The organism is Schinkia azotoformans LMG 9581 (assembly GCF_000307855.1).
Classification (GTDB): domain Bacteria; phylum Bacillota; class Bacilli; order Bacillales; family Bacillaceae_J; genus Schinkia; species Schinkia azotoformans.
Genome location: NZ_AJLR01000161.1, coordinates 1 through 6,888 on the forward strand (window position 1 = coordinate 1; position 6,888 = coordinate 6,888).

Sequence of the window (6,888 nt, forward strand, 5' to 3'; positions counted from 1 at the left end):
GACAACGTTATATATTGTACAATAATATTTTATTGTTGTCAAGAAAATGAATCAATATTTTTTAACCTTTTCATTCATTTCTATGCTCGTCTTCCGACGGCTTATTTAATATAACACATCCTATTTTTCATCGTCAACTATGATTTACATTTTCTTTTAAGGAAAGTTTTCCTCTGCATCTTCCACAAACATAACGCACCGTATCCATCCTTCTTTTACGCTTATACGTTTGTTTACAAACGTTGCACTCATATATATATTTTATTAATTGCTTTCTTTTTTTTGATGTTGAAAGCGGCTTACAAAACCTAGGGCCGCCTACCTTTTTTAACAACGACTTAAAGTCTTGATCTTTATGTTGATACCCCCTCCCTTCAATATGAAGATGGTAATGGCATAATTCATGCTTTAGGATATCTATTACCGCTTCTGTTCCTTGTTCGTTATAATATTTCGGATTTATTTCAATATCATGTGATCTTAATAGATACCGACCACCAGTTGTTCTCAACCTATTATTAAAACGAACAGTATGAAGAAATTGTTTGTCAAAAAGTTCAATCGACAACTGCTCACATAGGATTTGTAATTGATTTTGATTCATATCACATTACTCCGTTTACCATAAAAGTCTCATATTACTTGAAAAAGGACTGCACATTAAACATTATCTTGCATACACTAAGTAATACCTAAGTACGCCAAGACCCATTCCATCAGATTTTGGGAGGTGTGTTCCTTATGATGCCTTATTGGTTAGTAAAGCAACTAATGCAAGCTTATCATGATAAAAACAGCTATCAAATTAAATTATTAAACCAATGCTGGTTTTTTTACAGAAAAAAGCACTGCTCATAAGTCAGTGCTTTTTAAATTATTGTGGAGGAAGCATCGTTAAAGCGACGCGCCCTTTCTTCTGATCTACATCATCAACCCAAACTGTTACAACATCGCCAACCGATACGATATCCATAGGATGTTTCACAAATTGCTTACTTAATTTTGAAATATGAACAAGCCCATCCTGTTTTACCCCGATATCAATAAACGCCCCGAAGTCAACAACGTTACGAACTGTTCCTTCAAGCTCCATCCCTTTTTGAAGATCTTCAAGCTTTAGGATATCTTTCTTCAATAATGGTTTGGTAACTTCATCCCTTGGATCACGCTCAGGGCGGATTAATGCATCAATGATATCTCTAAGTGTAGGTTCTCCTATAGTAAGTTCCAAAGCTACTTCTTTTACATTTAATTCTTTTATAGCATTATTAAGCTTCTCTGATCCGAGGTCATCAAGCGTACAACCTGCTCTGTTAAGCAATTGCTTTGTCTCCTCATAGCTTTCCGGATGGATTGATGTACGATCAAGCGGATGGTCGCCGTCAATAATTCTTAAAAACCCAATACATTGCTCGTATGTTTTCGCACCTAAACGTGGGATTGATTTCAATTGATCACGGTTAATAAATTTACCTTCTGAATCTCGCTGCTTCACAATATTGGTTGCAACAGATTTACTTAAACCCGATACATATTGCAGCAACGATATCGAAGCCGTATTCACATTAACTCCTACCTGGTTAACGACAGTTTCAACAATGAATGTTAACGACTCGCTTAGCTTCTTTTGTGAAACATCATGCTGATATTGACCTACACCAATTGATTTTGGATCAATTTTTACTAATTCCGCTAACGGGTCCTGCAATCTCCGTGCAATTGAAACCGCACTTCTCTCTTCGACATGGAGATCAGGAAACTCCTCACGAGCCAAATCCGACGCCGAATATACACTAGCCCCTGCCTCATTTACGATTACATAATATATTTCACGATCTACTTCTTTTAATAAATCAACAATAAACTGCTCTGTTTCACGCGATGCCGTACCATTACCGATCGCTACGATTTCAATCGGATACTCTTTTAATAAAGATAAAACCTTCTGCTTAGCTTCCTCCGGCTTTGCCTTAGGCGGGTGCGGGTATACAACGTCAATCAATAACATTTTCCCGGTTTCATCAACGATTGCCAATTTACAGCCTGTTCTGTATGCTGGGTCAACTCCCAACACCATTTTCCCTTTCAATGGCGGTTGAAGTAGAAGATTTCTTAAATTCTCAGCAAAAATATGAATGGCCTGATCTTCCGCCTTCTCCGTTAAGTTGTTGCGAATTTCCCGCTCTATTGATGGCTGAATCAAGCGTTTATAGGCATCCTCAATTGAAACGACAAGCTGCTCTTTAGCAACAGTCTCAATCTCTTTAATTACTTGTTTATTTAAATAAAATAGAACATTTTCTACAGGAGGCTCAATTCCTACTTTCAGGATTTCTTCCTTCTCACCACGGTTTAACGCAAGTATACGATGGGGCACTACCTTATGAATTGATTCTTCATATTCGTAGTACATCTCATACACTTTCTTTTCATCTTTCTCTTCATCTTTTACGTTTGATTTAAGGATACCTTTTTTAAATGTTTCATTTCGGATCCACTCCCTAAATGCAGCGGTATCCGATATGTATTCAGCGATAATATCTCGGGCACCTTGGAGAGCATCGTCTAATGAAGCAACTTCATGCTCTTTACTGATAAATTCTTTTGCCTTTTCAAAAACATCGCCTTCTGTCGGTAATCCGAACAACCACTCAGCCAAAGGTTCCAACCCTTTTTCCTTAGCAATTGTAGCTTTTGTACGACGTTTTTTCTTATACGGTAAATACAAGTCTTCAACCTGCTGAAGCTTGTCCGCATTCTCAATATTTTTCTTCAGCTCTTCTGTTAATTTACCCTGCTCTTCAATTAAGCGGATAACCTCGTCTTTTCTTTTTTCGAGATTTTGAGCATATTCCCATTTTTCCGTGATTGAACGAATTTGAACTTCATCCAAGCCGTTCGTTCTTTCTTTTCGATAACGAGCAATGAAGGGAACCGTATTTCCTTCCTCAATTAACGTAATAACATTATGCACTTGCTTAGGTTGTATATTTAATTCCTTTGCAATATTCTTAATGATCGTTTCCTTGCGATTACTCATTTGTCCGCCACCTATCTATATACTTCCTTCATAATTCAAGCGTATCTACCTGGAGCGCTTCTTTTAACTTTTTCAATGCGCGTCTTTGGATACGGGATACATGCATCTGGGAGATTCCCACTTTTTCTCCCGCTTCTTTCTGGCTCAGATTTTGGTAAAAAGTATAATTTAATATTTCCCTTTCCCGCTCGTTCAGAACTACAAATGCCCTTTCAATTAACATTGTACGGTCAATTTCATTATAACCGTCTTCATTGACCGCAATCATATCCAATATCGTAACTTTGCTGCCCTCAGCATCTGTATCAATTTGAGAATCTATAGAAAGCGCATGATAGCTTCTGCTAATTTCCATTGTTTCAAGCACTTCTTCTTCTGATACTTCAAGAAAGCCTGCAATTTCTGCCACTTTAGGTGACCGTTGATACTCGTTTGTTAGAATATCTGCAGCTTTTTTAATTCTAGGTCCAAGTTCTTTTATACGTCTAGGGACATGAACGCTCCAAGTTTTGTCGCGAATGAATCTTTTAATTTCACCTATAATGGTTGGGACCGCAAAAGATTCAAAGCTTTTTCCGTAAACCGGATCATACCTACGGATCGCTGCTAATAATCCAATCATTCCAACTTGAACTATATCCTCATGCAGCCCTCTTCCCCTCGAAAACTTTCGGGCAAGCGACTCCACCAAATTTTTATATTGGTCCACAATTTTTATTTGAACGTCGGGATCCGTTCCCTCTTGAAAGGCCGTAATCCATTCATACACATCGTTATTTTGATTCGGAGGTTGAGATTGTGTCGCCACTATGTCCCACCTCATCTCTAGTTAGGTGTTTTGTCATAACAATTACAACACCACCTGATTCGTTATTAATGGATACTTCATCCATTAGTGCCTTCATTAAAAAAAGCCCTAATCCACCTTCCCTCATTTCCTCAATTGCTGACGACTTATTATAAGGCTCAGTTTTATAGGTGCTTTCTTTAAAATTAAAGCTTTTTCCATTATCCGCCACGATAACTTCTAATCGGTCTGCATAAATGACAAATCTTAATGCAACCTCGCCATTTTCGTGTTCTCCGTAAGCATGGTCAACAGCATTTGTAGTCGCCTCAGAAATGGCAACCTTAATATCATCTATGTCTTCAAAAGAGAAACCCATTCGATTAGCAATTCCCGATGCAGTTAAGCGAATAACACCAACATATTCAGGCTTAGCAGGCACTCTCATTTCTATGTACTCATTTGGTTCTTTCATAATTATTCACCTCTAGGCTTAGTGTCAATGTCGATAATTTCCGAAAGACCAGTAATTTGGAATAGGCGTTCTATTTTTTCTGTTACCCCTATTAGTTTTAATGTACTCCTATATTGATGGCTTGATTTAAAAGCGCCAATAAAAACCCCTAAACCAGTACTGTCCATATAACTGACTTTAGTCATGTCGACAATTAAATTTGAATCATTTTCAACTGTTAACGGAATAATAGCATCACGAAGCATAGGAGCTGTATACACATCAACCTCACCAGCTAATTTCACTACCCGGCCATTTTGCGACTCTTCAATATCAATTTTTAAGTTCAATTGATATTACCTCCTATTCAATTTTGGTATTACCCGCTAGAGCACTATACCCTCCATATCGGGATTTTAAACTATGAAAGCCCATAATGAAAATGCATCTTTTTATATTATTTCATTTTTCAAACAACCTTTCAATCAATATCCGAAAGCGATGTAAATTCCGTGCAAATAAAAAAAGTTGCTACTATTAAAAGAAGCAACCTTAGCTTAAAAATTATTTTAAAAGTCAATAAGACCTAAACTGATTTGTAAAGCATCATCAACTTTACTCATCATACTTTCATCAAGAGCCGTAATTTTATCCGTAAGCCTTTGTTTATCAATTGTTCGTATTTGCTCTAGTAAAATAACAGAGTCACGTTCAAAACCATATTTTTTTGCATCAATTTCCACATGTGTTGGCAGCTTTGCTTTTTGAATTTGAGCAGTAATAGCTGCAACAATAACCGTAGGACTGAATCTATTTCCAATATCGTTTTGGATTACAAGTACTGGGCGAACGCCACCTTGTTCAGAGCCGACTACAGGAGAAAGGTCAGCAAAATAAACGTCGCCACGTTTCACATTCAATGATTACACCTCGCTAACTAAGCGCCCTAAGGTGTGGTCCGCTTCCTCCTCAGCAAGAAAGGCTTCAGACGCAATATTTAGATTAATTTTGGCCATTTCCATATAACCGCGTCTCATTGCTTCACGGATTTGTCGCTTTCTACGCTCTCTGAGGTACATTTTTGTTGCTTGGTAAATAAATTCGTTTCGATTACTCTCTTCCTGTTTCAGAAAACCGTCAACTTCATTAATGAGTGCTTGCGGTAATCGAATTAAAATTTCTTGTGTACTTTCAGACACAAACATACACCTCCACCATCAACTACACACCAATTAAAAAAATCAATTTTTCACCAAATTAATAATACCATTGTATAAGTTCGAATGCAAAGCAATTTTCAATTACATTACGATTACATTTTCATATAAATTCTTGGAACTCTGGATGAGATCATACAAGGAACTTCATAATTGATAGTATCTAATATTTTTGCAATCTCATCAATGTGTATTTCTTCACTGTTCTGTTTTCCAATTAATACAACCTCTGTACCAGCGGGAACTTGCTCCGGTAAGCTTATCATAAGCTGATCCATGCAAATCCGTCCAACAATTGGACATCGTTCACCGTTAACGAGCACCTCGGAAGATTTTAACTTACGTATCCATCCATCAGCATATCCAATTGGAACCGTTCCTATCCATTCATTTTCAATTATTTCATACGTTCCTCCGTAGCTTACTCGCTCCCCAGCTACTAATTGTTTTACATGGACAATTTTGCTTTTTAATGAAAAAGCTTCTTTAAGCGGAAACGGCAGTTGATCCTTGATATCCGGTGACGGTGATAATCCATACATAGAGATACCTAACCTCACCGCATTAAATGCATTATTCAGATTCGGAAACCTTAGGGCGGTTGCACTGTTAGCGCAATGGACCGTTTTCACCTGTATGTTTCTATCCTTTAACCAGCCTAAACTTGTAATAAAACGATGATATTGTTTTTCAAAATACGTTAAGTCCAGCTCATCAGCAGTTGCAAAATGAGTATAAACACCAGTCATTTTAAATTGCGGGTTTTCTAAAATAAAATCCATGATCTCATCCGCTTCATGCTGCTCTTTAATCCCAATCCTGCCCATCCCTGTATCAACTTTTAAATGAAAATCGATTGTTTGATTTGATTTTAAAAATCGAAGTGCAGACATTAGCCACTCCATTTGAAAAACAGTGAGTGTAATATGATGTTTTGCTGCTACTTGGACATCTTCAGGTCGAGTCCAACCCAAAATGAGAATCGGTGCTTCGATTCCCTTTTGTCGAAGTTCAAGCGCTTCGTCTAATAAAGCAACAGCCAACGCATTGGCACCTGCTGCCAAAGCTGTTTGTGCAACCGCGTAAGCCCCATGACCATATCCATTCGCCTTCACAACAGCAATAATATCTACTCCATCGGCGAGATATCTTTTCGTGTTTTGAACATTTTTATATATACAATTTAAATCTACCTCTACCCAAGTATCGCGATAAAATGGCGTTTCCACCGATTTTGCCCCCAATAAAAACAATGTTTCCTTAGATTGTAACCCTTACAGATGAATTGTCAATACGAAAAGCTTAAAGCTAGTTCAGCGACGTATAAGACTTGCGCCCATCGACTGAGATAAAGGAAACACAGCGAACCTGAGAGCCGATGTTGACTTAT

At 37.6% G+C, this 6,888-nt stretch carries 9 protein-coding genes; 1 reads left to right on the plus strand and 8 read right to left on the minus strand.

Annotation, left to right across the window (positions count from 1 at the left end):
• Positions 1-133: 133 nt before the first annotated feature.
• Positions 134-604: a SprT family protein gene (locus BAZO_RS20845; RefSeq protein ID WP_003333485.1), complete on the minus strand. Its 471-nt coding sequence runs from the start codon at positions 602-604 to the stop codon at positions 134-136.
• Between the two features lie 140 nt (positions 605-744).
• On the opposite strand from BAZO_RS20845, the gene cmpA reads away from it, so the two are divergent.
• Complete coding sequence (gene cmpA / locus BAZO_RS22105; protein ID WP_003333486.1) at positions 745-858, plus strand: cortex morphogenetic protein CmpA; 114 nt, start codon at positions 745-747, stop codon at positions 856-858.
• Positions 859-874: 16 nt separating this feature from the next.
• On the opposite strand, the gene BAZO_RS20850 is transcribed toward cmpA, so the two are convergent.
• From BAZO_RS20850 to alr, 7 genes are all read right to left on the minus strand, one after another.
• Positions 875-3,040, minus strand: a complete 2,166-nt coding sequence (locus BAZO_RS20850) for a Tex family protein (RefSeq protein WP_003333487.1) — start codon at positions 3,038-3,040, stop codon at positions 875-877.
• A 28-nt stretch (positions 3,041-3,068) separates the two neighbouring features.
• Positions 3,069-3,848 (minus strand): RNA polymerase sigma factor SigB, encoded by a 780-nt coding sequence (sigB, locus tag BAZO_RS20855; protein WP_003333489.1) that lies wholly within the window; start codon positions 3,846-3,848, stop codon positions 3,069-3,071.
• Positions 3,814-4,302 carry an anti-sigma B factor RsbW gene (gene rsbW, locus BAZO_RS20860; RefSeq protein WP_003333490.1) on the minus strand — a complete coding sequence of 163 codons (489 nt, stop codon included), beginning with the start codon at positions 4,300-4,302 and terminating at the stop codon, positions 3,814-3,816. Before rsbW ends, sigB begins: the two co-directional genes overlap by 35 nt.
• A 2-nt stretch (positions 4,303-4,304) precedes the next feature.
• Positions 4,305-4,631, minus strand: a complete 327-nt coding sequence (locus BAZO_RS20865; RefSeq protein ID WP_003333491.1) for an STAS domain-containing protein — start codon at positions 4,629-4,631, stop codon at positions 4,305-4,307.
• Positions 4,632-4,850: 219 nt separating this feature from the next.
• The gene (gene ndoA, locus BAZO_RS20870; protein WP_003333492.1) at positions 4,851-5,201 is read right to left on the minus strand and encodes a type II toxin-antitoxin system endoribonuclease NdoA; all 351 of its coding nucleotides are present in this window, start codon (positions 5,199-5,201) and stop codon (positions 4,851-4,853) included.
• Between the two features lie 3 nt (positions 5,202-5,204).
• A complete protein-coding gene (locus BAZO_RS20875; RefSeq protein ID WP_039957886.1) occupies positions 5,205-5,486 on the minus strand; it encodes a CopG family ribbon-helix-helix protein in 282 nt (93 codons plus the stop codon).
• A 107-nt stretch (positions 5,487-5,593) separates the two neighbouring features.
• Complete coding sequence (alr, locus tag BAZO_RS20880; RefSeq protein ID WP_003333495.1) at positions 5,594-6,727, minus strand: alanine racemase; 1,134 nt, start codon at positions 6,725-6,727, stop codon at positions 5,594-5,596.
• Positions 6,728-6,888 lie beyond the last annotated feature (161 nt).

Bases quoted from the DNA above. Each gene is read 5' to 3' on its own strand.
- cmpA (WP_003333486.1), top strand. From the start codon at position 745: ATGCCTTATTGGTTAGTAAAGCAACTAATGCAAGCTTATCATGATAAA.
- BAZO_RS20850 (WP_003333487.1), bottom strand. From the start codon at position 3,040: ATGAGTAATCGCAAGGAAACGATCATTAAGAATATTGCAAAGGAATTA.
- rsbW (WP_003333490.1), bottom strand. From the start codon at position 4,302: ATGAAAGAACCAAATGAGTACATAGAAATGAGAGTGCCTGCTAAGCCT.
- BAZO_RS20875 (WP_039957886.1), bottom strand. From the start codon at position 5,486: ATGTTTGTGTCTGAAAGTACACAAGAAATTTTAATTCGATTACCGCAA.
- BAZO_RS20845 (WP_003333485.1), bottom strand. From the start codon at position 604: ATGAATCAAAATCAATTACAAATCCTATGTGAGCAGTTGTCGATTGAA.